The organism is Brevibacillus sp. JB24b (genome assembly GCF_051713385.1).
In the GTDB taxonomy this organism is placed as follows: Bacteria; Bacillota; Bacilli; order Brevibacillales; family Brevibacillaceae; genus Brevibacillus_B; species Brevibacillus_B laterosporus.
The window spans coordinates 3,938,550-3,962,500 of record NZ_JBNVQV010000001.1; the positions used below are offsets into that span (position 1 = coordinate 3,938,550).

Consider the following 23,951-nt stretch of genomic DNA (forward strand, 5'->3'; position numbering starts at 1 on the left):
GTTAAAAAAGAACTTTTTTATCTTCATCCACAGTATCCACAATATGTTCTCAACGTTTATTCACAAGTGGATAATAGTGATCTGATGCCCATTCTGATCGAAAGGCTTACTTTTCCCTTCTATAACTTAGATTAGATTGTGGATAACCAAGGCTTATTTTTGCATATAACAAAAGACGACCCACAGGCCGTCTTTCGTTGCTTTTTAGTTGTTTTCATTTGACATAACGTTTGCATATCGGCGAAAGAAACGGGTAACGATTTCGATTGCATTCCCGATGGCCTGTTCGTTTGGCTCTAGCTTAGCATGATGTAATCCATAGGGAGTATCTACGCCAAGCCAAAATAAAAAGCCAGGGATATCAGCCAAAAAGTATCCGAAATCCTCACCAGTCATCGCTTCCGAGCACCGAACCAGCGTAACATCATCCTGCTGTTCCAACCAGATCATAAATTGTTTTGAAAGCTTTGGATCATTGTATACCTGACAGTACATGGCACCGTAATCAATTGTCGCTTCACAATCAAAGCCTACCTCTATCCCTTGAACAAGCGATTCGATCCGCTGTTTAATCTTATGCATAGAATCCTGAGACAGTGTGCGAATCGTTCCTTCTAATCGAGCTACCTCAGCAATAATATTCTGCTTTGTACCGCCCTCTATTTTACCTACCGTAATTACTCCGGCATCTAGTGGATTCACATTGCGTGCAACAATCGTTTGTAATTGGGTCACAAGATGGGCCGCTACAACTACCATATCATTGGCAAGATGCGGATAAGCTGCATGCCCCCCCTTCCCCTTCACCTCAATAAATAATTCTGAAGTGTTGGCAAAGAAAACCCCTTCTTTCATTGCAATGGTTCCAACAGGATATTCTGGTGCGATATGCAGAGCAAAGATTGCCTCGGGTTGATAGCGACGAAATTCAGGGCTTGCTAGCATCGGTTCCGCACCGCCCGGCCCCTCTTCTGCAGGTTGAAAAACAAACAATAGATCATCTACAGCAGGACTTTTGGCAAACTCACTCAGAATACCAAGTCCAATTGCCATGTGGATATCATGTCCGCATGCATGCATATATCCTGGATGTTCCGAGCGAAAATCATAGCTGGTATCCTCTTCAATCGGTAGTCCATCCATGTCAGCACGCCAAGCTAGCATCCGCTCTGGAGATGTCCCATTCACTTTAACCAGCACACCCGTTTTCCAAGTCGTCACTTCAATATGCTCCTGAGGTAATTGAGCAATAAACGAAAGCAAAAACTGCTGCGTTTTAAACTCAGAAAATCCAGGTTCTGGGATTTTGTGTAGCTCACGACGAATAGCTACAAAGGGAGATGACATTTACATAATCTCTCCCTTCACGTGGGCCGTTTGCTCCAAGACTTCGCGGAAACAAACCATAAATTGATCAATTTCCTCGCTGGTTAGGGTGAGCGGAGGTAACAGGCGAATAATCGTTTTCTGCGTAACATCAATTAAAAAGCCCGCTTCTAGCATCCCTTTTTGAACTTGGCTGACCTCTTCTGGAGTAAGCTTCGTCTGGATACCAAGCATCATACCTTTACCTCTAATGTCAGATAGGAGCTGTGGATATTCATCAACTAAATGGGCTATGCGATCCCACAAATAATCAGCTTGCTTTTTACCTTCGTCAAGTAATCCATCTTTCAACAATGCTCCCATAACCGCATTGCCCAATGCTGCACTCAATGGAGATGGGGCAAACGTTGTTCCATGATCTCCCGGCTTGAAAAGATTCGCCAGTTTTTCTCCAGCGATCACCCCACCAAGCGGTAATCCACCGCCTACACCTTTGGCAAATAAGATGAGGTCAGGTTGTACTGACGTATGCTGGTAGGCAAATAGTTTCCCAGTTCGCCCCATGCCTGTTTGAATTTCATCCATGGCATATAGCACGTCATGTTCTTTACACAGAGCAAAAGCTGCTTCCAAAAAATGCTCAGAAAGCGGTATGACTCCACCTGATCCGAGAACAGGCTCCATTAACAAGCAAACAGGTGAATACGTAGTGATAATGTTTTGCAACCCTTCTATATCACCAGGAGCTACCTCATATACAGGAAAGGTTGGCAGAGGGTAATCCTGGTAAACATGGGCTTGTCTTGTTAGTTTGACAGCTCCAAGCGTTCTACCGTGGAAGCTATTTTTTAGCACAACAACCCCAGCGTTCTCTCTTCCGGTCATTTTAGCCCATTTATGGACAAGCTTAATCGCCGCTTCTGTTGCTTCAGCCCCTGAGTTACTAAAAAATACTTTTCCTGGAATTGTATGCTTAACTAACTGCTCTGCCAATGTGATGGCTGGCTTGTTCAAAAAAATGTTGGAGATATGCAAGAATTTTTCTCCCTGTTCTACAAGAGCTTCTACAATTTTGGGATGAGAGTGGCCCAGAACAGAGACAGCCAGACCAGTAAACAAGTCAAGATACGCTTTTCCCTCTGTATCAAGTAAATAATTGCCTTCTCCCTTTTCAATTGCAATCGGCAATCGTTTGTAGGTGGACATCAAATAGGTTTCATCTTTTTGTAGCCAATCCGTCATGGGAAGACGCCCCTTTATTCAGCTCAATCAATTACTAGCTGATATGATATATGCCTTACGGTTTCTTACATATTTATAGCTGACGAAGTTCTTGCATAATCTCCGTTTTGGACTTGGTTTTTGCATCAATCTCTTTAATGATTCTTGCCGGTGTACCCGCCACTACTACGTTCGCAGGAACATCCTGTGTAACGACAGCTCCCGCAGCAACCACTGAACCTTGGCCAATACGTACACCTTCTAAAATAACAGCATTTGCTCCAACCAATACATCATCTTCAATGATGACAGGAGTCGCAGAAGGTGGCTCGATGACGCCCGCTATGACAGCTCCCGCTCCTATGTGGCAGTTATTACCAACCGTTCCGCGACCGCCAATAATAACACCCATATCGATCATAGTACCTTCTCCGATAGAAGCACCGATATTGATCACGGCGCCCATCATAATAACCGCATTATTTCCAATGTGAACCTGATCACGAATGACAGCGCCCGGCTCAATACGTGCCTGAATTTCTTTTGTATCTAGCATCGGGATTGCAGAATTACGACGATCGCTCTCTACTACATAGTCTTCAATACTGTCCTTATTTGCTTCAAGTACAGGCTGTACGTCCTTCCATTCGCCAAACAACACACCTACATTGCCTGTAATAAAGGTTTTTGTATTTTTACCAAAATCAATTCCTTCTAAATTACCCTTTACATGTACCTTCACAGGCGTCTTCTTCTCGCTCTTTTGAATAAAGCTGATAATTTCGTGGGCATCCATCATGTTCATCGATTGTTTCCTCCTACCAATTTGGTTTATGTAATAGCTTTTGCAAAATTACTGTTTGGAAAAAGAATAACCCCTTGATAAGCAAAAAAGCAATGAGTGGATTCGCCTACTCATTGCTGGTTTTACCATGGCAACTCATAAATAGCGCTCCACGAAAGGCACACCTTTCATGACAAGACGTACGTTATTCACGTACACCCCAGCCGTAGATTGCCGGTCAGCAACGACTTCGGCGCATTGACCTTTTATCCTGTTCTCATCGTCCCGGCGATGTAAAGCAAACAGGATGACTCATCCGCTGCGCACCTCTATTTTGGATTATTCTTATGTAATTTTCACTTCACTTTATCAGATAAACCCTTACCTGACAACCGCTTTGTACAAATGGATTTTTTAAGCAAATCGGTATAAAAGAAAAAGGGAAACGGGTACGATCACAAACGCCGTAGCAACAATCCCAACCCAACTGATCCATTGCTTAGAACGTTCACCAATTAATAAATGAACGAAACTAAAATAGATGGGAAAAACTCCAGTTCCAAAAGCAACTAATAAAAATAAGGAACTAAATTGTTCTCCTCGGTAAAACCTTAATCCATAGAGGAACCAAACAAACCAAACAGCTAGAAACACAAGTCCAATCAGATATGGTTTACGCATGAACGCTCTCCTTTTTAAGAAACTACCAAATTCGAATCCTTTCCATTTATTTATAACATACAATTCAGCAAATTTAAAAATTACAGAAGTAAAAAAGCACCCCCTATAAGGAGTGCTTTATCCATTTTTGTGTTTACATTTGCTGATTACTTTTTGCTTTTTTCTTCTGTGAGTGAGGAGTCTCCTTCATAAAGCTCGTATCGTATTCAACCCATACATGCTCCTCATCGTGCTTTGTTGTATCCTTCATAAGGCCTTTATACAAGTAGTAGAACAAGATGAAAGAGAAGACTAAGAAACCTATGATCGGATACATAGCAATGCCGATTTCCATGGTTTTATTTCCCCTTTCCAAATCATTACCAATATTATACTTTATTTAACAGAACATTCAAATGACTTTAGACACATTTTAGACATATTTTTATTCACAATAAAAGCTCTCGCTACTAATTCGCGAGAGCTTCGACACAGCTATTCCAAATCCCCTGGAAACTCCTTCATAACTGAACTTTTCCAAACGATTTCACCTTGTTTATTTACATAACAAAAGCTATATCCTTGTTCGTCATGGGTCACCTCATAAGCTAAGCCATTGTGAAATACACCGCCTGATTCAAACTGAGGTTTAATGACCATTTTACCTTGCTTATTAATAAAACCATATTTGCCATTCACCTTGACGGAAGCGAGTCCTTCTGAAAAAGGTAATGTACGTTCATAGGTAGGTGGAAGTAAAAACTCCCCTTTTTTGTTAATATAGCTAGCTTTATAATCTCCGTCCACAGCTACCATCACGTCGGCTACTCCTTCTGAAAAGCTTCCAGGTTCAAACCCATCTGGTTTCACAACTTCCTGGCCTTGCTTATTGATGAGACTATATCCTTTTTCTTCACCTTCATATACTAAGGCTAGCCCCTCTTGAAATGGATTAGCAATTTGATAGGTAAAGGGAATAATGACTTTTCCTGTTTGGTCAAGATAACCTGCTTTTCCATCCTTATACGCTACAGTAGTACCTTCTTGAAAGCCCCAGACAATCTCATATTCTGGTTGAATCACGATTTGCCCATGCTTATTAATAAAACCATATTTATGATTTTCACCAATGGCAGCTAGACCATTTTGAAAGCTACGAGCAAATTGGAACTTTGCTGGAATCACCATCTTATTATCTTTGTTGATAAAACCAAAATAATCCCCTGTTTTAACAGCAGCTACTCCTTCTGAGAATGAATCTGCTTCGTCATATTGAGCTGGGATAACAAATGAGCCCTGTTGGTTGATAAACCCATATTTCCCATCCTTTTTAGCAACGGCAAGCCCCTCATGAAATTCACCAACCACTTCAAATTGAGGAGCGATCACTACCTTTCCAGTTGCATCAATAAAACCATGTTTATCTTGATCCTGAATGGAATATAGGCGAACCTCTTGTCTATCATCAGCTGAAACAGTTTCTTTTACACCAGAGGGGTTTGTTATCGTTTGTGCTCCTTGTACTGTAGCCCCTGTTGTCTCTTTGGACACCTGAGCTACAAATGCTGGTTTCTCGGCTGCCAGTAAAAAATTTTGTGAACCCGCTACATGTATTAATGGCAGACAAAGTACTGCGACAATACCTGTTTTTGTCCATTTAGAGATATTCATACTATCCACCTGCTTCCGCAAATTTCCTATCATTATTGAAAAGAGACACGTCGTTTTTACTAAGTTACTCGCTATGTATTCTTTACATAAAAAATAAGTGCTATTTATTAAAGTTGTCTCATTCCTTGGCCTCGTCTTTTAGGCTTTCCTGTTTACTTATTTATTAGACGTACTCAGTTGCCAAAACGTTTTCATCTTTTTTTACCAATTTTTTTTACATAAAAAATAACGCTATACCTACATTCTGATCTGAGCTTACTATTGGTAAAGAAAGCAAAAAAAACACTGGATTAGCTCCAGTGCTCTTTCATTTAAGCTTGTATACGCCGTAAAAACTGGTGAGTTCGTTCGTTTTTCGAATGCTCGAAGATTTCTTCAGGAGTTCCTTGCTCCAAAATGACACCACCATCCATGAAAATAATGCGATCGGCTACATCTCGCGCAAAATTCATTTCGTGTGTCACGATCACCATTGTCATACCTTCTTCTGCCAACTGTTTCATGACCTTCAATACCTCACCAACCAATTCTGGGTCTAGCGCAGAAGTTGGTTCATCAAACAGTAACACTTCCGGATCTAATGCCATCGCACGGGCAATACCTACCCGCTGCTGCTGTCCTCCAGATAGCTGATGAGGATACATGTTCATCCGATCAGAGAGTCCCACTTTTGTAAGCATTTCCTCCGCTCTCGCCTTCGCTTCTTCCTTAGAACGTTTTTTAACGATAACCTGTCCTTCCATCACATTTTCTAACGCTGTCATGTGTGGAAAAAGATTATAACTCTGAAAAACCATTCCTGACTGCTTACGAACAGGAAGCAACTCCTTTTCCTTCATTTTAGTAGTAGGAATAAAGTCTAGACGTTGGTCTCCTATTTGCATGCTTCCTCTCGTAGGTATTTCCAAAAGATTCATGCATCTAAGCAGTGTAGTCTTTCCAGAACCTGAGGGACCTATGATGACGACGGCTTCCCCTTTATTAATAGCTACAGATATGTCCTTTAATACTTCAACTTGTTGAAAACTTTTATGAAGTCCTTTTATCTCAATCATGCTGGTTCTCTCCTCCTACCTAGCCATACGGCGTTCCAGACGATGTTCCACACGGCTTTGCAATGCTGACAATATCGTACTGAAAAACAGATAGATGACCGCAACCTCACAGTATAATACCAAGGGCTCGTATGTCATCGCAGTAATCTGTTGCGATATCTGAAACATCTCTGTCACCGTAATGGTAGCGGCTAGAGAGGTATCTTTCACTAAGCTGATAAACGAATTCCCAAGCGGAGGTACCGCTACACGAAGAGCTTGTGGAAGAATAATTCGACGTCTTGCCTGATTTCTGGTCATCCCAATTGTATATGCCGCTTCCCACTGCCCCTTAGGCACCGATTGGATAGCTGCACGGATAACTTCAGAGTTATACGCTCCCACACTCAAGGAAAAACCAATAATGGCAGCAGGAAATGGATCAATTGTAATGCCTAGCTTAGGTAACCCATAGAAAATAATAAATAATTGCACTAACAACGGGGTACCTCGAACAACCCATACATAAAAGCTGGAAATTCCATACAACAATTTATTCGTGGATAAACGAGCAATCGCTGTAAAAAAGGCAAGTATTAATCCTATGATAAAAGAAAGTAACGTAAGAGGTATCGTGAACAAAATTCCCGCCTTTAACAGCGGGAAAAATGAATCCACGATAATACCGATAATACGATCAGATTGTTCCACTTCCATTCAGTCCTATCTGTATTATTTGGAGACGTCTGCACCAAAATATTTCTCGGATATTTTCAAATAAGTACCATCAAATTTCATCTCTTGCAGAGCTTTATTTACTGCTTCAATCAGTTCAGGATGTTTGCCTTTTGCAAACATAATCCCGTTTTCAGTAGCATTAGGATGCTCAGCTGCAATTTTAATTTTCACATCAGGCTTTTGTTTTTTAAAGTCGAGGAAAGATAAACCGTCGTTAACTGTTGCATCCACTCGTTTGGATAATAAAAGTTCAATAGCTTGGTTAAATCCTTCTGATTGTACAATTTCAGCTCCATTATCTCGTGCTAGGTCTGTTAAATTACTTGTTAATGTCTGTGCTGATTTTTTTCCTTTTAAATCTGCAAAAGTCTTGATTTCATTATTATCTTCATTAACAATTAGCACCGCTTTTGACACGATATACGGATCGGAGAAATCAAACTTTTCTTTACGATCCGCTCGAATGCCCACCTCGTTTACAACCATTTCAAAACGATTTGCTTCAAGTCCTGCAATCATACCGTCCCATTTGCTTTCAATAAATTCAGGTTCTACCCCAAGACGTTTTGCAACTTCACGAGCGATTTCCACATCAAAGCCAGTCAGCTGTCCTGTAGAATCATGGTAGGTGAAAGGTGCGTAGGTACCTTCCGTACCAATGCGAATCTTCCCGGCTGTTTTGATCGCTTCCAAGGAGTTTTTCGCTGTTGTGTTTCCTCCTTGCTCGCCTGTGGCTCCCTGATTAGATGACCCACAACCAGCTACAAATAGAGAGAGCGCTAAAATAGAAACAAGTGCAGTAGAGTACCAAGCTTTCTTCATTTGCTAAACCCCCAGTTATCTTATCGGATTTTACCCCTTTAAAAATCATAGTAACATTTTCGCAACTTGTCAATAATGATTAGAGTAAATTTTTGCATGAAATGTATTTATCTTTGTATCGATTCATTCTTTCCCCCAAGATGTGTTACCACTAGGTTTTGTTTTTTTCCGTATAGGTATGTAAGAAGCCCCGTACATACCGTGAAGATACTCATTAGTATAAGAAAGGAAGATAACCCAATAAAATCCAAACTTGCAGACGTAATAAGCATAGCGACCTGAATAATAATACGGTCCACAATTTCTTTAAAACTAAAAAAACGTCCCTGTACCATTTCTGGTAACCTTTTTTGAAACACGGTAGTTACCATCGGGAATATAAAACCTAATGTAAAACCAAGCAATCCAAATGAAAGTAAAACCATGACTGAACTTGTACTAAATGACATACCCCATTCTGCAATTCCAATGACCACTACGAGCAAGGATGATATCCTTACTAAGTTTACTTGACTTACCAATTTTTGCACGAAAACTCCTGCAAGAAGTACACTTGAACCTTCTACCGCATAGATATATCCCATAATCGTCGAGGAATCCTGCAATTTACCAAACGCCAAGACCAATAAATTAAATCCGCCTAAGAAGAGTGTCACTACCCCAGTGCTAATCAGCCCAACGGTTACCGATGGCTCTTTTTTCATTATTTCAAAAACTTCTGTGAATTTCAGTTTTTCACCTGTTTGTTTGCGTTTATAATGCGATTGCGGAATTCGAACAAACAATACAATGATTACTAGCATCAGAAAACCGATAAACGCCCCTATAGTAACCGTCTGCATCGTAAACAATGTTAGTAGCAAGCCCCCAACAGCTGTACCCGCAATTCTAGCCATGGTAGCAATGTTCATATAAAGTGTGTTTGCAGACAGAAGATTAGCCTCTCCAACCAAAGCTGGTAAGCCTGCCCGTACTGTTGGCAAATACATGGAACCAGCTACTTGATTTACAATTAACGAAACAACTAGCCAGCCAATAGAAGTGTAACTAATAGCAAAATACATAAAAACAGGGGCCAAACATCTGATACAGGAAGAGGCAATCAAAATCTTTTGCTTATCGTACAGATCAATCATTTTCCCTACTGTTGGTAAAAATAGAATGCTAGCAAGCATCCCTGTCATGAGTAACAGGCCGGTTCCTAAGTTGGTTTTCATAATCTGTGACATAAACTGTAGATTTAGTAACAGACATACCCACATAGTTATTCCAGCAACGATTTCTCCTGACATTAATAAAAGAAATGACTTGTTCTTATGAATGGGTTGAATTGTAATCAGCTCCGTTATGTACGTGTTGTATAATAACTTAATTGTAGTGATCTGGGCTGGTTTTGCAATGACTGATTTTCCTCAATTTTATTTCCATATAAAAAAGCCCTCTTCACGTTAGCAAAGAGAGGCCTTTCTTCGGGTATCTGAATCCAATGATTTTCAATAAAAAATTAACGAATTCGAACGGCTGTGCCAGAGGCAACAACCATCAACATACCGTTACCGATCGTTTCATAATCTAAATGAATACCAATAATTGCATTAGCGCCTATTTGAGTAGCCTTCTCTTTCATCTCGCTAATGGCAATATCTCTTCCTTCTGCTAGCTTGTTCTCATAGGCACCGCTTCGGCCGCCAATAATATCTCGGACTCCTGCCATGAAATCTCGAACAATGTTGGCAGCCATAATTGCTTCGCCCGTTACAATATCAAGATACTCCTCGACATCTCTACCCTGAACAGTGTGTGTTGTGGTTATTAGCATGTTGTCCTCCTTAAGCTGTTAGATCTCTTGTCTTAACAAGTATTACGTCTCACAGTGACTGCAGGTTTCAAATTTGTGCTAAAGAAAATCTCTTTTTGCTGGAATCACAATAGTTTCAGTAGCATTTTGCACCTCTACAATAATTGGCTTTACTTCTGAACTGCCACAGATCGGGCACCTTTGTTTATCATGAAATATACTACAGCAATAAATGCAGGTAAATTTCATCTGTCACTCCTCCTCCCAGTACGCTGTATTATACGCTTTCTTTCTTAAAAAAACTGTCTATTTTTGTAAAACACTCGTAAGAAAATATATATATCCAGTCTCTTTCTTTTATGTATGAACGAGGCAAGGTACTTTGTGCATGGACAAAGTACCTTTACATGCTGTAACCATAAAATTAGTCATTTTCTTTTTATCTTCTTTACGCTTTCCAGCGCTCGCAATAAAAAATCCGGTACAGGCAAACCTAACCGATGACAGTTTTCTATTATGGAAATCCCTTCATTCCCAATCATAAATAAAATGATTGTATCTCGTAAGAATCCTTGACTACTCCCGCTGATTAAATCCAATTGATTCGCTATAATGATAAAGGCAAACATGCCAACCTTTTTGGCAATTCCTCGAAACCCTTCCTGACTACTAAGCGACCTCGTATACCAAGCAGCAAGTACTCCTGTTATATAATCTACAACGATAAAAATGCAAAATGCCGTAAAAAGCTTATCAATGCCTCCCACTAAATAGGTGAAAATGGCAATTACGGCCCCAGTCCAAATGAGATGAGAGCTGTCCTCCCCTGAGTACATCATATTTCTGGCTACCTCCTCCTGCCTGTTGGCTGGTATAAACCGAGGTACCTTCCTTTTCTTATGCTTATAACTTTCCCTTATATTCCAATAACCAGAGTTGTACCAAGTAATGTAGTTTTTTTTGTCGATTCAATAGAACTCGTTCCACCTGCTGTTTTTGCCTTTTGCTTAATAAAGAAAGGGGAATTCGCCTTACTGTTTGTTTTATAACCACAGGTGATAGCTGTTGAATCTTTTGAATAAATGGCTTTACCTGATTATATTCTCTGATAAAGTGGGTAAGACCCTGTAAGTAGTGATGATTATATAGAGCTACATGTTCCCACTGTTTGGAATACCATGGGATTTTTCGAAAAGTAAAGGTCCCCAACAGGGACATACTATGATCAATAGCATAAAAATCATATGCTTTTTGAGTAGGGAATATTATGATGTTCTCATTATGACGATCTACATTGACAATCCAAATATCAAAGATGAATAGCTCTATCAATCTTTCTGGGGATTGCAATTCGTTGATAGCCCTTGGTCCTTTTCGCTGATAAAACTCTTCCCAGCTATAAAGGCGCCCTTTCCTTTTTTTATGAGAAACTACGCCCCTTTTCCCTTGAATTGTGACTACTTCGATTTTAGCTACTGAAATTCCTAATTTGCGTGCAAGCCTATACGAAAGTAATTCCATAGCTAAAACAGGGCCAAGCTTTTTTACTGTACTTCTATTCATATATTTAAAGAAACCAGTTTGTTGGTTTCCTTTCCTTCCTTTTCTAACCTGCCAAACAGGGCCTAAAGGGCGGTCATATTTTCGAACAGGTACCCAGCTTATCCCTTCCTTTCTCATAGCCATGCCTCCTCTATTTATTATTATTTTCCTCATGTAAGGTTTGGCACGGCTTATTCTTTTTCGTAAGCATAAATGGTTGATAACCTATTCTTTAAACAAAAAGCCACTGGCTATAGCCAATGGCCCCTTGTTAGTACAAAAATTATGAAAAATGCTTCTTATGTTTTCTTTCGTGTCTTGCATGAACCACTAAAGTTTCCCCCGGATTTAAAATGACAGTGACATGGCGATGTTGACATTTTTTTGGTCTTTCATGGTTACTCCATACTGAACTACTACTAGATTTAGAATTTCCCCAATGATGCTCTACAGAACGACTTTCATGCTGATGATGATGGCGATGATGACGTTGTTTACACTTACAATGCTTTTTCCCCATAAAAACACCTCCTACTGTGATACTCTAAGATATGAGTAAAAGAAAAGCATTGCTTGGACGATAGAAACAGTAGATATGACCAAATTTTTGCTATGTATAGAACTTCTCATTTTCTTGATTTCATCATGCATACAATAAAGCTCTGTAACACACACTTATGATAAAGAAACGGTCTTAACCCGAATCAGAATGATGAGGTGAACAAAAATGAATGGCATGGAATTAGTGGAATTCTTACGAGAAACAGAAAATAAAATGATGCATATCCATAGAGCCATTGATCATATTAGCAATGAGCCTACATTAAAGGAATCCGTAGCCGTTCTAACAGAAGTTATCACTGACTATCAGTCACAAACGGATAAAGTAAAGTCGACTTTGAGACATATGGAAGTTAATTCACATCAGGGAAAACACCAAAACGAAGACAATAGCTAATAACAGTACTTTTCAAAAAAACAGCGCATTTCTCTTTTTCCCGAGAAGCGCTGTTTTTCCACTCTTTATGGTTACGAAGGAATGGGAATACCCACTTCTTCCAGCCGATTTGTTAGATACGCACGATTGCCCAGAATAATTGGATCTGCTGGTCGGTATGCTCGTGCCAATTCATTATGCTTGTAAGCCTGCTCGAACTGTTCTAAGCGATCGTAGCAAACACATAGTTGCAAATGTGGGAGCCAGGTCCAACACGCTTCTTTACGAAACCCCCACGATTTAGGTTTGGTTAATGTAGTAGCGAGATCATACCAAAAAAGCGCTCTTTTGGGTTCATTTTTTTGTAACCAATAATATCCCAGCCGACAGCATGCCTCAGCTCGTGGCAGGCCATATTCCAAGCTTTTTAATGCATATCTGATCTCTTCTTCTGGGAGATGTAATCTCTCATAGCAAAAGCATATGTGCTCCATTAACAGCTCTGGTTCCTCTACTCGTGGTAATTCTTTGTTTACAAATTTCTGATAAATTTCGATTGCCTCTTCATATCTTTCATGATCCTTTAATTCATTGGCATAATAATATTTATCCCTTGGAGTTAGCAAAATGCCATCTGCTATCGCATTTTCATATAGTTGTAAATTTCGTTGATGATTTTTTTGCTGACGTGGACGATGGGTAACAGCAATATCAATCTTAAAGCTTCTGCCAAAGGAAAACTCAATATATTCATGAACCATGCCTACCCAGGAATGTTTATGGGTTCGCTTTATAATTCTTTCACGAGAATAAGGAAGAATGACATTGCCAAATTCATCTTTACTAGTATGATAAGGCATGATTATTACATCAATATTCGGGTCAATCTTATGTTTATACAGCTGTAATTTTTTTCGATCAATTTCCTCTAGTACATCATCTGCGTCCATCCACATAATGTAATCCATCGTAGCTTGTTGAAAAGAAAAATTACGTGCTTTAGAAAAATCATTTACCCATTTGAAGTGAAAAATCTTCTTGGTGAATGCCTTTGCTTCCTTAATCGTTTTGTCAGTTGAACCGGTATCCACAATAATGATTTCATCAACAGCTCCCTTAACAGAGCGCAGACAACGAGCAATAGATTTCTCTTCATTTTTTACAATCATACATAAACTGATCGTAGCCATACCTTCCCCCCAATCTCCTGTTACATAGGCTCGACATGCCTTTGCGGATCAAATATTCCAACCCGCTCCACAATATTATTTGGGTCATACCCCCGTGTTTCTAACTGATGGATGCTAAAGGGAAGTTGCCATTTTTGTATAAACCGCCTTGCGTTATCCCACGAATATTCTCGATACGTAATTCTATTTACTAAAAAGGAAGCATGGCCAAAGTGATAGATAAATACATCATTTGCAACCCATAGCTTTTTCCCATACAGACGAGCACGTAGACAAAAATCATCATCCTCATAGCTTGCTGGATAAAATCGTTCATCTAATCCACCAATTTGCTCAAGAAGACTCCGTCTAAATAAAATGCAATGCCCTATCAACTTGCGTCCATAGAAGCCATGATTGGCATAACGATTGGTCCAATCAATCGCAAAGGAATCAACAGTAGCAATCTCCACCGTTTCTTCTGTACTAATTTGCTGTTCTGCTGATAAATTATTGGAACGGGGCCCAACCATGCATAGTGACGAATCCTTATTTAGCCAATTAATGAGTAACTGGCTCCACTTGGGAGTGACCAATGTATCATTATTTAGCATAACAATATACTTACCCCGAGCCTTTCGAAATCCTTGATTATTGCCTGCTGCAAAACCACGATTTTCACCATTAGAGATAACAACTGCATGGGGAAGAGAATTCAGATATGAAATCGTCCCGTCAGTAGAGCCATTATCAACAAAGATAAGTTCATAATCGTTTGTATGCTTTTTAATACTTTCAACACACATTTTAGTAAAAGGTAAACCATTACGTGTCAAAATCACAATCGAGAGGTTAGGAGTCATAACTCTCCTCCTTTGCTTCGTTACAATCTAGACGGTACGCATGCAATGCATCTCGCCAATGGCGAAGCAGTTGGAAATCATGTAAACGAATGGCCATATGATCCATAACCGAATAGGCCGGGCGGGGGGCAGGTCGAGGAAAATCTTTCGTTGTTATTGGAATAACCTTTACATTAAGCTGATATTCGGCAAATATCGTCTCGGCAAATTCGTACCACGAACAACTCCCTTGATTTGAAACATGGTAAGTGCCGTAACACTCGCTTTTAGCTACCTGCATTAAAAATAATGCAAGATCAACAGTATAGGTCGGTGATCCAATTTGATCAGAGACAACTGAGATTTCTGTTTGTTTTTGTCCAAGCTTTACCATTGTCTTCACAAAGTTATGACCGTACTTCCCAAATACCCAGGAAGTCCGAACAATAAAATGTTTGTGGCATAAGCATCTTGTCAATTCTTCTCCAGCTAGCTTACTTTTTCCGTAGATACTTTTCGGAGCAGGACGGTCAAATTCAACATACGGCTCACTTCCCTGCCCAGAGAATACATAGTCTGAGCTAATATAAATCATTTTGGCACCTACTTCTTGAGCAGCAAGTGCTACATTACGTGTTCCCCAAGCATTAACTGCATAAGCTCGATCAGGTTCGCCTTCAGCCTGATCCACATTGGTATAAGCTGCTGCATGAATAATAACATCAGGTTGATAAGCTTGCACTTGCTCTCTTACCTGATGTAATTGTGTAATATCTAATTCTTGTCGACTGTATCCCTTTACATGATCCATGCCCTGTGAGCATGCAACCAGGTCTCGGCCTAGTTGCCCTTGTGCCCCAGTGACCAGCACTTTCACGCTGCTCCCTCCCTTTTCCTTCACACGCTAATGCATATGGTCTTGGATGATATGACCGTATTGTTGCTTATAATATTCGCGAAAAGCCCCTGTTTTAGCTCGCTTCCACCATTGTTCGTTTTGTTGATACCAACGAATCGTATTAGCAAGACCCTCTTCAAATGTATGAATGGGCTCCCACCCTAATTCTGTTCGTATTTTAGTGGAATCAATAGCATAGCGTCGATCGTGTTTTGGGCGATCCTTACCAAACTGAAGCAAATTCTCTTCACGATGTAACTCGCGGAGCAATGTCTGGAGCAAACTCAGATTCGTCCATTCATTATTGCCGCCAATATTATATACTTCGCCGGGCTTGCCACTATGCATAACAAGATCAATAGCTCAGCAATGATCTTCTACATGCAACCAATCGCGAACGTGTAGTCCATCTCCATATACGGGAATGTTTTCATAAGAAATCGCATTGGTAATAGCCAGTGGTATTAATTTTTCTGGAAATTGATATGGTCCATAATTGTTAGAACAACGTGTGATATTTGTATACATGTCATACGTTTGATGATAGGAACGGACTAATAAATCTGCTGCTGCTTTGGAAGCGGAGTATGGGCTATTGGGGGCCAGCGGGGAATCCTCTGTAAACAATCCTGTCTCTTCTAATGAACCATATACCTCATCAGTGGATACTTGAAGAAACTGTTTGATCTTATGTCGTTTAGCAAATTCCAAGAGCACTTGTGTGCCTGTTATATTCGTTTTCACAAAGTAGCTTGGATCTGAAATACTACGATCAACATGCGATTCTGCTGCGAAGTTAATAATAATATCAATCGTAGCTTCATCATCGGAATATAAAGCTTTTTCTCCTGCCAAAATGCTTTCTACTAATTTCTTGTCATAAATAGATCCTCTCACAAAACGATAGTGAGGATGTTCTTCAATGTCTTGTAAATTCTCTAGATTACCGGCATATGTGAGGTAATCTAAATTAATGATTTTATAATGGGGGTATTGATGCAGGAGATAATGAATGAAATTGCTCCCAATAAATCCCGCTCCACCTGTCACCAATACTTTCATAGTCTATTTCCTCCTTATTTAAATACCGTGTTCCAATTAAAGTTTATTGTTTTATCATCATGGGCAATCCGGTATTCATCCGGATCTTTGGGATCATAAGAAATGTTCGTTACATAAGTAATGACGGCTGGCTGTTGCCCTAACACCCGATATCCATGCGCCACTCCACGTGGAATAAACAGAGATATTAAGTGGTTCTCACCCATATAATAGACGTCTGTCTTTCCCTTAGTCGGTGAATCGTCTCTTAGATCATGCAGGACGACCTGCGCATTGCCAACAGGGAAGAACCATATATCGTCCTGCTTTTTATGATAATGAAATGCTTTAATCACACCTGGATATGTCAAGGAGGCAGATAATTGACCGAATCTTTCTAACAATAGGTCATCATCACGCCATACCTCCATAAAATATCCCCGGTCATCAGCGAACTTTACTAGCTTTTTTACTTTCACGCCCTCAATCACGTTTTATCTCCTCCTCTATCTACTTAGTCTTCTACTAACTTATCCAGCTCTAATGTGGCCGCTAATTGGTTTGCGTGTAAAATCGAATGGTGGGTGCCTGCATCTGTCCACCATCCCTGAAGTACATCGTAAGTCATCTCATTTTGCTCAATATACGCATTGTTCACATCGGTAATCTCTAATTCTCCACGTGCTGAAGGCTGTAGAGTCTTAATGATTTCAAATACCTTCCAATCATACATATATATACCTGTTACAGCAAAATGACTGTCTGGTTGAGACGGCTTTTCTGTGATGGAAACAATTTTTCCATTCTCCAACTTTGGTACACCATAACGCTCAGGATCAACAACTTGTTTTATCAAGATATTGGCTCCAGTACCACGTTCTCTATACCTCGTAACATAGTTCGAAATATTATCGGAGAATACATTATCACCTAAAATAACCGTAATCAGCTCTCCATTTGCAAAATCTTCCGCCATTCCTAATGCCTGTGCAATTCCCTTGGGTTCATCTTGTACTTTATACGTGAATTGCATATTAAAATCTACGCCACTTCCCAACAAATTAACTACGTCTCCCATATGCTCACGGCTAGTGACAATTAATATCTCATGAATATCTGCCTCTTTTAACTTATGAATAGGATGATAAATCATCGGATATTTTCCAATCGGTAACAAGTGTTTATTGGTAACCTTTGTTAAGGGATACAATCTAGAACCTGTTCCGCCGGCTAAAATAATTCCTTTCATGTATAGGCCTCCCTAAATGGTTTGACGTTCAGGTCAATCATGAATAGCACAGATCTACATATCCGCACGATATGTTATAGTATGCTTACAGACAATATCCGCTCATTAAGTATAGAAATCCAGCTTCAGTCCTGTAACAAAAGCCTAAGCATGAATGATTTCATTGTGGTTTGATCTTCGTGACTTCAAATAATTGTGCTATGATTTGTTCTCGGTAAGAACGTAATTCTAACGTATCATCTGACACTTCATCCGGATCAGTAACGCAGAGTGCACCGTGAATAAAACGAAGTGTATTCATGTAGGCCATGACCAGCTTATCTTTTTCCTGTAAATATCCAAGGGAAGGTGCCTGTAAAATCAAATGTACTAAATCAATAGAGCCGGCAATGATGATCTCACGTTGCTTGATTTGTTGAGCAGGATGCATGCGGAAATAGCTCAATGTATCCGTCATATAAACACCTTTTCTATTTCGTAGCAATACGATCCAGGAGGCCATATCCACTGTGCATGTATATTTTCTATTTACTAAAATACCAAAGGGTTCTGTTAAATATTTTTTCCGAAATAATACCGTCGTCGGCTCCCCAATAAAATTCCCCCATTGTAAGCCAACTAACATATTAATTAATTCATTACCATCTAAGATTGTATCTTGTAAGAAGCCTGTTTGTGTTTCCGCGATATCTGGTTGAACGGCACCATTCTCATTGATAATTGCCCGTTTAGAAGTTACCAATGCAATCTCTTCTTGATGATCCTGTTGAAAATAGACCATCATCTTACTAATTTTATCTGGATGAAATAAATCATCATCCATTAAAAAGTTAATGTATTCCCCACTTGCCAGCTCCAACAACTTTAAGTCATTTTCAAATTGCCCCAAATTTTGCGGATTTTTGTAATAAATAAGCTGTGGATACTTCTCCAAATAAGGTTTTATCAGCTGCTCGGTTTCATCGTTCGTGCTGTCATCACCAACAATAATCTCCAAATTGGAATAACTCTGATCTAAGGCACTTTGCAATGCCAGTTCAAAGTAATATGGTCTATTATAAGTAGGAATCAGAATACTTACCTTTGGGAGTTCCTTGGAATTTTCTTGTGACACAAGCCTTCCTCCTTCTATAAACACTTACCACCTTTACTAATGTATGAAATTGGGCAAAGACGGTTCTTTGTTCAAGTGGAAGAAAAAGAGAATGGGGGAAGGAAGAAATTTTCTTCAGTGTCGATTTATCTTTATTTGGAATATGGTAAGAGAAGGTATACTTTGTTCAAAAACACACTGCCAATCAGCTCAGTATGATTCGAGCATGTAGTTAGCTATTAATCGGAAAATTATTCTTTTCCGTTAAAAAAGGAGAAATACGCAATGGAGAATAGACAGCTTTCTTTCGCGTTTATCAGTTGCGTGAACGACGATGCCCTCTATAAAGAATGTCTAAATCATATTAGTCATCTATGGGTCCCCCCTGGTTTTTCAGTGGAAATTATTTCGATTTATGACGCAGTTAGCATGACGGAAGGTTACAACAGAGCAATGCGACAAAGTAAAGCTAAATATAAAGTCTACTTACATCAGGATACTTACATTATGAACACCAGGTTTTTAGTTGATTGCCTCAAAATTTTTATGGATAAAGAAGTCGGAATGTTCGGGCTGGCAGGTACTAATGATCTCCCTCCTACAGGGGTCTGGTGGGAGAGCAGTAAACATTTTGGAAAGATAATGGCTTATATTAATTCCTTTGGTCATCACAACTTTGGAACCGTTCCCTATCCTTTTCAAGAAGTCACTAGTATTGATGGGGTCATGATGGTTACCCAATATGATTTAGAATGGAATGAGAATATAAACAATTTCCATTTTTATGATGTCTCTCAATCAATTGCTTTTCGTAAAGCGGGATATAAGGTCGTAGTGCCTTATCAAGAAGAAAGCTGGGTTCTTCATTACTGTTTAGACGACATTAATTTTGAGGAGTATAATAAGACAAAATCTATTTTTCTCGACCATTATTCCTTCGATGATTGGAAAAACTTTAACTACTCTTCCTCTACTAATTAGGAAAACAAAAAATTGGATTACCTCTATGCTTTTAGCAAATTTTACATGTGCTTATCGAATAAAAAAAGATCTTTTAATAGTCTAATATACAAAAAAAGAACCCTTTTTACAGGGTTTTTTTTGGCGTATATACATGGTTGTTACATACCTGAGGAAGCAATCACATAACGGATATACTTATCTCTTTCAGGATCATTTTCATACATAACACCCAGTCCATTCTGACTTGTTACTTTTTGAAAGGATAACTCTAGGCTACTATCCTGTAAAAAATCCTCTATTGCTGTAAGTACTCCATTTTTCGGACCATTTTCGTATGCAGCATTATATAAATTGTGATTTATTCCCCCTTCATCCGCCAATTCGGACTGTCCAGGAATCATACCCTTTAATGCATATGGCTTCAAATATTCGGCAGGGATCTGCTGTGGATCATAATACATATCCCGTCTACCGTATGGCCAATCTACATCATGGAAGAAAATGATCGGAAATGTACCCGTTGTTTTGGAACGTTCTTCGATTGCTTTTAATTCAAAATAGACGGTATACCAATTATGATCACCATCTATCAGTACCACGTCATATTCGGGTATCTTCGGTAATGCATCGTGACTTAGTAACCGAACCATTTCTAAATGTTCACCAAACAAATTTTGAAAAGCATTGACATCAAACTTAGGTAACGGATCTACAACATACACTTTTGCATGAAGCCATTTGCAGTACTCCAATATTCGTACAGTATTAAATCCATAGTCTGCACCAATTTCTACAATGTTTTTTGGTTGTTCTTTTAGCAGTATAGGCTTAATAATTTTATCCCAAAAACGGTTCATTATTCCATCCCTCCTCTCAACAGAATATTCTACAGATATCATTTGATGAAAAATAAATCATATTGGTAAGCTTTTTTACATCTTAGGAATTTTTGAGGTGCTGACACTCTCCTAGCCTTCATAAGATAAAGAGTAAATAAGCTCTTCAAGGAGGTTCATACATGCGTTTTTGCATAAAGCATTTTGTCCAACTATGCTCAGAGGAACTCCCCTTCCTAGATCCCATCTATGAGTTTGGTTCCTTTCAGGTCCCTTTTCAAGAAATTTTTGCAGATCTTCGTCCCTTTTTCCCAGGTCGTACCTATATCGGATGCGATATGAGAGAAGGTCCTGGAGTAGATCAAATATTGAATTTGCATAACATAGATTTACCTGATGAAACAGCAGGATCAGTACTCAGCTTAGATACATTTGAGCATGTGGAGTATCCACGTAAGGCTATAGAAGAATGCTATCGAATCTTAAAGCCTAATGGTATCTGCGTTATTAGTTCTGTTCTTGATTTTCCAATACATGATTATCCTTCAGATTACTGGAGATTCACACCAGAGGGATTTAAGAGCTTACTACAAGCTTTTGATACCGTCTTAGTAGAATCCTTGGGAAACCCAGAATTTCCCCATACAATAGTAGGAATAGGTGTAAAGGGTGCCTTGTCTGAGGATGTAAAGGAACGTTTACTGGAGAAACTTAGTCATTGGAAAAGAACCTCTGATATAACGTAACTGGTTTTATATATACCTTTTGGTCAAATACGGCAAAAATGCGCTTGTTCCTTATCGAACAAGCGCATTTCATATATTGATTTAGTTATTTTTCTTTAGTAAGGTTGGTTTCTTGAGCAATTCCTCACGAATTACTTGCTTCTGCCACGCAATTTGCTCTTCTTTCTTTGTAGGACGTTCCATTATCGCTATTCTTCTGGTCATAAGGTTCCCTCCTTTTTTCTTCTCACTTTCTTTATTTACTTTACCTAATTTTCTGAGAATAACAACATGATTGTTCAATTTTTCACATAAATGTAATAAGTATTTGATTTATTTGTTTCATTTCTACTTTTGTATCTTGTCAGATTTTCAAAATACTTTTATTATCATATGTTTATCTTTTTTATCAGAAGAGCAATAGCGTTCATACAAATAAAAAACGTCCTTTCTTAAACAAGAAAGAACGTCTACTTTATTCTTTGAAAACTAGATAATGAAAGTTAGCATAAGGCAATGTGGATAAGTCCTCGACCGATTAGTATTCGTCAGCTCCATGCATTACTGCACTTCCACACCGAACCTATCAACCTCATCGTCTATGAGGGGTCTTACTAGCTTGCGCTATGGGAAGTCTCATCTTGAAGGGGGCTTCACGCTTAGATGCTTTCAGCGCTTATCCCGTCCGCACATAGCTACCCAGCTGTGCCACTGGCGTGACAACTGGTGCACCAGAGGTGCGTCCATCCCGGTCCTCTCGTACTAAGGACAGCTCTCCTCAAACTTCCTACGCCCGCGACAGATAGGGACCGAACTGTCTCACGACGTTCTGAACCCAGCTCGCGTACCGCTTTAATGGGCGAACAGCCCAACCCTTGGGACCTACTTCAGCCCCAGGATGCGATGAGCCGACATCGAGGTGCCAAACCTCCCCGTCGATGTGGACTCTTGGGGGAGATAAGCCTGTTATCCCCAGGGTAGCTTTTATCCGTTGAGCGATGGCCCTTCCATGCGGAACCACCGGATCACTAAGCCCGACTTTCGTCCCTGCTCGACTTGTAGGTCTCGCAGTCAAGCTCCCTTGTGCCTTTACACTCTACGAATGATTTCCGACCATTCTGAGGGAACCTTTGGGCGCCTCCGTTACTCTTTAGGAGGCGACCGCCCCAGTCAAACTGCCCACCTGGCATGGTCCTTCCACCCGATAAGGGCGGCAAGTTAGAAACTCCGTACATCAAGGGTGGTATCCCAACGACAGCTCCACGAAGGCTGGCGCCCTCGCTTCACAGCTTCCCACCTATTCTGTACATGATGCACAAAGTTTCAATACCAGGCTACAGTAAAGCTCCATGGGGTCTTTCCGTCTTGTCGCGGGTAACCTGCATCTTCACAGGTATTATGATTTCACCGGGTCTCTTGCCGAGACAGCGCCCAAGTCGTTACGCCTTTCGTGCGGGTCGGAACTTACCCGACAAGGAATTTCGCTACCTTAGGACCGTTATAGTTACGGCCGCCGTTTACTGGGGCTTCGGTTCAAAGCTTCGCTTGCGCTAACCCATCCCCTTAACCTTCCAGCACCGGGCAGGCGTCAGCCCCTATACTTCGCCTTGCGGCTTCGCAGAGACCTGTGTTTTTGCTAAACAGTCGCTTGGGCCTTTTCACTGCGGCCTCCTCGGGCTATAAACCCTACCGAGGCGCCCCTTCTCCCGAAGTTACGGGGCCATTTTGCCGAGTTCCTTAGCAAGAGTTATCCCGCGCACCTTAGGATTCTCTCCTCGCCTACCTGTGTCGGTTTGCGGTACGGGCACCTTGTTCCTCGCTAGACGCTTTTCTTGGCAGTGTGAAATCAGGGACTTCGGTACTTAAATTTCCCTCGCCATCACAGCTTGTGCTTACTGGTGTGCGGATTTGCCTACACACCACACTTACTGCTTAGACGGCCATCCAATAGGCCGCTCACCCTATCCTCCTGCGTCACGCCATTGCTCAAACGGAACAGAGGTGGTACTGGAATATCAACCAGTTGTCCATCGCCTACGCCTTTCGGCCTCAGCTTAGGTCCCGACTAACCCTGGGAGGACGAGCCTTCCCCAGGAAACCTTAGGCTTTCGGTGGACAAGATTCTCACTTGTCTTTTCGCTACTTACACCGGCATTCTCACTTCCAAGCGCTCCACCGCTCCTCACGATACGGCTTCACTGCTGCTTGGAACGCTCCCCTACCCAGTCCATAAGGACTGCCATAGCTTCGGCGGTATGTTTAGCCCCGTTACATTTTCCGCGCAGAGTCACTCGACCAGTGAGCTATTACGCACTCTTTAAATGGTGGCTGCTTCTAAGCCAACATCCTGGTTGTCTGGGCAACTCCACATCGTTTCCCACTTAACATACACTTGGGGGCCTTAGCTGATGGTCTGGGCTGTTTCCCTTTTGACGATGGATCTTAGCACTCACCGTCTGACTCCCGGATATAAGTACTTGGCATTCGGAGTTTGACTGAATTCGGTAACCCGATGAGGGCCCCTAGTCCAATCAGTGCTCTACCTCCAAGACTCTAAATCCGAGGCTAGCCCTAAAGCTATTTCGGGGAGAACCAGCTATCT

26 protein-coding genes, 1 rRNA gene, 1 pseudogene and 1 riboswitch (1 of these 29 only partly in view) are annotated in these 23,951 nt (G+C 40.5%); of the genes and pseudogenes, 3 read left to right on the forward strand and 25 right to left on the reverse strand.

Annotated features, from left to right (window positions below; translation table 11 throughout):
- Window positions 1–204: 204 nt before the first annotated feature.
- The 15 genes from ACQV1I_RS18430 to ACQV1I_RS18500 all read right to left on the reverse strand — a co-directional run bounded on the left by ACQV1I_RS18430 (window position 205) and on the right by ACQV1I_RS18500 (window position 12,116).
- Window positions 205–1,347 (reverse strand): N-acetyldiaminopimelate deacetylase, encoded by a 1,143-nt coding sequence (locus ACQV1I_RS18430; protein ID WP_116333460.1) that lies wholly within the window; start codon window positions 1,345–1,347, stop codon window positions 205–207.
- Window positions 1,348–2,568, reverse strand: coding sequence for an aspartate aminotransferase family protein (locus ACQV1I_RS18435; RefSeq protein WP_094699576.1), 1,221 nt, complete (start codon window positions 2,566–2,568; stop codon window positions 1,348–1,350).
- 73 nt (window positions 2,569–2,641) lie between these two features.
- A complete protein-coding gene (gene dapD, locus ACQV1I_RS18440) occupies window positions 2,642–3,352 on the reverse strand; it encodes a 2,3,4,5-tetrahydropyridine-2,6-dicarboxylate N-acetyltransferase (RefSeq protein ID WP_018673378.1) in 711 nt (236 codons plus the stop codon).
- Window positions 3,353–3,486: 134 nt separating this feature from the next.
- Window positions 3,487–3,671, reverse strand: a riboswitch (Lysine riboswitch).
- A gap of 74 nt (window positions 3,672–3,745) precedes the next feature.
- On the reverse strand, window positions 3,746–4,012 hold the full coding sequence (locus ACQV1I_RS18445; protein ID WP_094699577.1) for a hypothetical protein: 267 nt from the start codon (window positions 4,010–4,012) through the stop codon (window positions 3,746–3,748).
- 133 nt (window positions 4,013–4,145) lie between these two features.
- Entirely contained in the window at window positions 4,146–4,346 is a 201-nt protein-coding gene (locus ACQV1I_RS18450; RefSeq protein ID WP_104065803.1) for a hypothetical protein, read from the reverse strand.
- A gap of 140 nt (window positions 4,347–4,486) precedes the next feature.
- Window positions 4,487–5,662, reverse strand: coding sequence for a WG repeat-containing protein (locus ACQV1I_RS18455; protein WP_116333461.1), 1,176 nt, complete (start codon window positions 5,660–5,662; stop codon window positions 4,487–4,489).
- 311 nt (window positions 5,663–5,973) lie between these two features.
- The gene (locus ACQV1I_RS18460; protein WP_116333462.1) at window positions 5,974–6,717 is read right to left on the reverse strand and encodes an amino acid ABC transporter ATP-binding protein; all 744 of its coding nucleotides are present in this window, start codon (window positions 6,715–6,717) and stop codon (window positions 5,974–5,976) included.
- A 15-nt stretch (window positions 6,718–6,732) separates the two neighbouring features.
- Window positions 6,733–7,413, reverse strand: a complete 681-nt coding sequence (locus ACQV1I_RS18465; protein ID WP_116333463.1) for an amino acid ABC transporter permease — start codon at window positions 7,411–7,413, stop codon at window positions 6,733–6,735.
- A gap of 15 nt (window positions 7,414–7,428) precedes the next feature.
- The gene (locus ACQV1I_RS18470; protein WP_116333464.1) at window positions 7,429–8,256 is read right to left on the reverse strand and encodes an amino acid ABC transporter substrate-binding protein; all 828 of its coding nucleotides are present in this window, start codon (window positions 8,254–8,256) and stop codon (window positions 7,429–7,431) included.
- A 107-nt stretch (window positions 8,257–8,363) separates the two neighbouring features.
- Entirely contained in the window at window positions 8,364–9,656 is a 1,293-nt protein-coding gene (locus ACQV1I_RS18475; protein ID WP_328588832.1) for an MFS transporter, read from the reverse strand.
- A gap of 104 nt (window positions 9,657–9,760) precedes the next feature.
- Complete coding sequence (locus ACQV1I_RS18480; RefSeq protein WP_018673386.1) at window positions 9,761–10,075, reverse strand: YbjQ family protein; 315 nt, start codon at window positions 10,073–10,075, stop codon at window positions 9,761–9,763.
- Between the two features lie 78 nt (window positions 10,076–10,153).
- On the reverse strand, window positions 10,154–10,303 hold the full coding sequence (locus tag ACQV1I_RS18485) for a hypothetical protein (protein ID WP_018673387.1): 150 nt from the start codon (window positions 10,301–10,303) through the stop codon (window positions 10,154–10,156).
- Between the two features lie 179 nt (window positions 10,304–10,482).
- Entirely contained in the window at window positions 10,483–10,893 is a 411-nt protein-coding gene (locus ACQV1I_RS18490) for a phage holin family protein (protein ID WP_018673388.1), read from the reverse strand.
- 64 nt (window positions 10,894–10,957) lie between these two features.
- A complete protein-coding gene (locus ACQV1I_RS18495; RefSeq protein ID WP_116333466.1) occupies window positions 10,958–11,734 on the reverse strand; it encodes a HipA family kinase in 777 nt (258 codons plus the stop codon).
- 145 nt (window positions 11,735–11,879) lie between these two features.
- Window positions 11,880–12,116 (reverse strand): hypothetical protein, encoded by a 237-nt coding sequence (locus tag ACQV1I_RS18500; RefSeq protein ID WP_116333467.1) that lies wholly within the window; start codon window positions 12,114–12,116, stop codon window positions 11,880–11,882.
- Between the two features lie 207 nt (window positions 12,117–12,323).
- Here ACQV1I_RS18500 and ACQV1I_RS18505 point away from each other — a divergent pair, with 207 nt between their 5' ends.
- Window positions 12,324–12,554, forward strand: a complete 231-nt coding sequence (locus ACQV1I_RS18505) for a hypothetical protein (protein ID WP_094702648.1) — start codon at window positions 12,324–12,326, stop codon at window positions 12,552–12,554.
- Window positions 12,555–12,625: 71 nt separating this feature from the next.
- Here ACQV1I_RS18505 and ACQV1I_RS18510 read toward each other — a convergent pair whose 3' ends face one another.
- From ACQV1I_RS18510 to ACQV1I_RS18540, 7 genes and pseudogenes are all read right to left on the reverse strand, one after another.
- Entirely contained in the window at window positions 12,626–13,723 is a 1,098-nt protein-coding gene (locus ACQV1I_RS18510) for a tetratricopeptide repeat-containing glycosyltransferase family 2 protein (RefSeq protein ID WP_094702650.1), read from the reverse strand.
- Between the two features lie 20 nt (window positions 13,724–13,743).
- Window positions 13,744–14,565, reverse strand: coding sequence for a glycosyltransferase family 2 protein (locus ACQV1I_RS18515; RefSeq protein ID WP_116333468.1), 822 nt, complete (start codon window positions 14,563–14,565; stop codon window positions 13,744–13,746).
- Entirely contained in the window at window positions 14,555–15,421 is an 867-nt protein-coding gene (gene rfbD / locus ACQV1I_RS18520) for a dTDP-4-dehydrorhamnose reductase (RefSeq protein ID WP_116333469.1), read from the reverse strand. Before rfbD ends, ACQV1I_RS18515 begins: the two co-directional genes overlap by 11 nt.
- 27 nt (window positions 15,422–15,448) lie before the next feature.
- A pseudogene (rfbB, locus tag ACQV1I_RS18525) lies at window positions 15,449–16,504 on the reverse strand (dTDP-glucose 4,6-dehydratase).
- Window positions 16,505–16,518: 14 nt separating this feature from the next.
- Complete coding sequence (locus tag ACQV1I_RS18530) at window positions 16,519–16,974, reverse strand: dTDP-4-dehydrorhamnose 3,5-epimerase family protein (RefSeq protein ID WP_094702656.1); 456 nt, start codon at window positions 16,972–16,974, stop codon at window positions 16,519–16,521.
- A 23-nt stretch (window positions 16,975–16,997) separates the two neighbouring features.
- Window positions 16,998–17,732 carry a sugar phosphate nucleotidyltransferase gene (locus tag ACQV1I_RS18535; protein ID WP_094702658.1) on the reverse strand — a complete coding sequence of 245 codons (735 nt, stop codon included), beginning with the start codon at window positions 17,730–17,732 and terminating at the stop codon, window positions 16,998–17,000.
- A gap of 160 nt (window positions 17,733–17,892) precedes the next feature.
- Window positions 17,893–18,846 (reverse strand): glycosyltransferase family 2 protein, encoded by a 954-nt coding sequence (locus ACQV1I_RS18540; protein ID WP_116333470.1) that lies wholly within the window; start codon window positions 18,844–18,846, stop codon window positions 17,893–17,895.
- A 264-nt stretch (window positions 18,847–19,110) separates the two neighbouring features.
- Here ACQV1I_RS18540 and ACQV1I_RS18545 point away from each other — a divergent pair, with 264 nt between their 5' ends.
- On the forward strand, window positions 19,111–19,806 hold the full coding sequence (locus tag ACQV1I_RS18545) for a glycosyltransferase family protein (RefSeq protein ID WP_116333471.1): 696 nt from the start codon (window positions 19,111–19,113) through the stop codon (window positions 19,804–19,806).
- A gap of 140 nt (window positions 19,807–19,946) precedes the next feature.
- Here the strand turns inward: ACQV1I_RS18545 and ACQV1I_RS18550 are convergent, their stop codons facing one another.
- Complete coding sequence (locus ACQV1I_RS18550) at window positions 19,947–20,645, reverse strand: class I SAM-dependent methyltransferase (protein ID WP_116333472.1); 699 nt, start codon at window positions 20,643–20,645, stop codon at window positions 19,947–19,949.
- 161 nt (window positions 20,646–20,806) lie between these two features.
- On the opposite strand from ACQV1I_RS18550, the gene ACQV1I_RS18555 reads away from it, so the two are divergent.
- Window positions 20,807–21,370, forward strand: coding sequence for a methyltransferase domain-containing protein (locus ACQV1I_RS18555; RefSeq protein WP_094702666.1), 564 nt, complete (start codon window positions 20,807–20,809; stop codon window positions 21,368–21,370).
- Between the two features lie 81 nt (window positions 21,371–21,451).
- Here the strand turns inward: ACQV1I_RS18555 and ACQV1I_RS18560 are convergent, their stop codons facing one another.
- Entirely contained in the window at window positions 21,452–21,574 is a 123-nt protein-coding gene (locus tag ACQV1I_RS18560; protein ID WP_018673402.1) for a hypothetical protein, read from the reverse strand.
- A 293-nt stretch (window positions 21,575–21,867) separates the two neighbouring features.
- Window positions 21,868–23,951 (reverse strand): 23S ribosomal RNA (locus ACQV1I_RS18565); it runs 845 nt beyond the window's last position.

Bases quoted from the DNA above. Each gene is read 5' to 3' on its own strand.
- ACQV1I_RS18495 (WP_116333466.1), bottom strand. From the start codon at position 11,734: ATGAGAAAGGAAGGGATAAGCTGGGTACCTGTTCGAAAATATGACCGC.
- ACQV1I_RS18430 (WP_116333460.1), bottom strand. From the start codon at position 1,347: ATGTCATCTCCCTTTGTAGCTATTCGTCGTGAGCTACACAAAATCCCA.
- ACQV1I_RS18545 (WP_116333471.1), top strand. From the start codon at position 19,111: ATGGAGAATAGACAGCTTTCTTTCGCGTTTATCAGTTGCGTGAACGAC.
- ACQV1I_RS18560 (WP_018673402.1), bottom strand. From the start codon at position 21,574: ATGACCAGAAGAATAGCGATAATGGAACGTCCTACAAAGAAAGAAGAG.
- ACQV1I_RS18455 (WP_116333461.1), bottom strand. From the start codon at position 5,662: ATGAATATCTCTAAATGGACAAAAACAGGTATTGTCGCAGTACTTTGT.
- ACQV1I_RS18480 (WP_018673386.1), bottom strand. From the start codon at position 10,075: ATGCTAATAACCACAACACACACTGTTCAGGGTAGAGATGTCGAGGAG.
- ACQV1I_RS18500 (WP_116333467.1), bottom strand. From the start codon at position 12,116: ATGGGGAAAAAGCATTGTAAGTGTAAACAACGTCATCATCGCCATCAT.
- ACQV1I_RS18505 (WP_094702648.1), top strand. From the start codon at position 12,324: ATGAATGGCATGGAATTAGTGGAATTCTTACGAGAAACAGAAAATAAA.
- ACQV1I_RS18490 (WP_018673388.1), bottom strand. From the start codon at position 10,893: ATGATGTACTCAGGGGAGGACAGCTCTCATCTCATTTGGACTGGGGCC.
- ACQV1I_RS18470 (WP_116333464.1), bottom strand. From the start codon at position 8,256: ATGAAGAAAGCTTGGTACTCTACTGCACTTGTTTCTATTTTAGCGCTC.
- ACQV1I_RS18445 (WP_094699577.1), bottom strand. From the start codon at position 4,012: ATGCGTAAACCATATCTGATTGGACTTGTGTTTCTAGCTGTTTGGTTT.
- ACQV1I_RS18535 (WP_094702658.1), bottom strand. From the start codon at position 17,732: ATGAAAGGAATTATTTTAGCCGGCGGAACAGGTTCTAGATTGTATCCC.
- ACQV1I_RS18450 (WP_104065803.1), bottom strand. From the start codon at position 4,346: ATGGAAATCGGCATTGCTATGTATCCGATCATAGGTTTCTTAGTCTTC.
- ACQV1I_RS18510 (WP_094702650.1), bottom strand. From the start codon at position 13,723: ATGGCTACGATCAGTTTATGTATGATTGTAAAAAATGAAGAGAAATCT.
- ACQV1I_RS18460 (WP_116333462.1), bottom strand. From the start codon at position 6,717: ATGATTGAGATAAAAGGACTTCATAAAAGTTTTCAACAAGTTGAAGTA.
- ACQV1I_RS18485 (WP_018673387.1), bottom strand. From the start codon at position 10,303: ATGAAATTTACCTGCATTTATTGCTGTAGTATATTTCATGATAAACAA.
- dapD (WP_018673378.1), bottom strand. From the start codon at position 3,352: ATGAACATGATGGATGCCCACGAAATTATCAGCTTTATTCAAAAGAGC.
- ACQV1I_RS18465 (WP_116333463.1), bottom strand. From the start codon at position 7,413: ATGGAAGTGGAACAATCTGATCGTATTATCGGTATTATCGTGGATTCA.
- ACQV1I_RS18550 (WP_116333472.1), bottom strand. From the start codon at position 20,645: ATGAACCGTTTTTGGGATAAAATTATTAAGCCTATACTGCTAAAAGAA.
- ACQV1I_RS18555 (WP_094702666.1), top strand. From the start codon at position 20,807: ATGCGTTTTTGCATAAAGCATTTTGTCCAACTATGCTCAGAGGAACTC.
- ACQV1I_RS18435 (WP_094699576.1), bottom strand. From the start codon at position 2,568: ATGACGGATTGGCTACAAAAAGATGAAACCTATTTGATGTCCACCTAC.
- ACQV1I_RS18515 (WP_116333468.1), bottom strand. From the start codon at position 14,565: ATGACTCCTAACCTCTCGATTGTGATTTTGACACGTAATGGTTTACCT.